The sequence below is a fragment of the Borborobacter xinjiangensis genome, assembly GCF_047739745.1.
Classification (GTDB): Bacteria; Pseudomonadota; Alphaproteobacteria; order Rhizobiales; family Rhizobiaceae; genus Pseudaminobacter.
In genome coordinates this window covers 1-603 of the sequence record NZ_JBLLVA010000100.1, presented here as the reverse complement: position 1 = coordinate 603, position 603 = coordinate 1, and the positions used below count along the sequence as shown (strand labels likewise).

The window sequence follows — 603 nt, the reverse complement described above, 5'->3', positions numbered from 1 at the left end:
CTCGACGATTTGCCGAAGCAATGGTCATCGAGCGAAGCTGGTTGATGCGGACATTCAACCCTTGCACGATTTCCCAGGCAATGTGCTTGCCTGCCGCGTTGAAAAGCTCTTCATAAAAATTGCCCGTCGCCCGCATCACCTCGAGCGGAACACCCGAAGCCCAGGCGTTTAGAAGATTTTCAAGCGCGCGGCCAAGGCTGGCGATCTGTTCATCCGTGGCCGACTCGGCACAAGAACGCGCAGCAATTCCCTCGAGCAGCGCGCGCAGTTCATAAATCTCGTCGGTACGGCTGAGATCGGGACGCGCCACGGCCGGCCCATGGCCCGGTATCATCTGCACCAGGCCCTCGGCCTCCAACTGCCGCAACACCTCGCGTACCACCGAACGGCTGACGCCGAGCTGGTCGCAGAGCGGCCTCTCAACCAGCCTTTCGCCCGGCTGAAAATGGAAACTCATGATCGCCTCGCGCATGCGCTCCAGCGCAAGCGTGCGCAGCGTCTTGGTCGAGCGTTCAATCCGGAGCTTGTCGTCCATGGATGCAGAACTCCTTTTGCCTTGGCACGAAAACAGATTCGACAGTCCATTGACAAGGAACTTGGCTC

Annotated in this window: 1 protein-coding gene; it reads right to left on the bottom strand. The window is 59.4% G+C overall.

The features are described 5' to 3' along the window. Positions 1–535, bottom strand: a 535-nt coding sequence (locus ACLKMW_RS26510) for a GntR family transcriptional regulator (RefSeq protein ID WP_415727522.1), incomplete at its 3' end; no start/stop codon positions are given. Positions 536–603 lie beyond the last annotated feature (68 nt).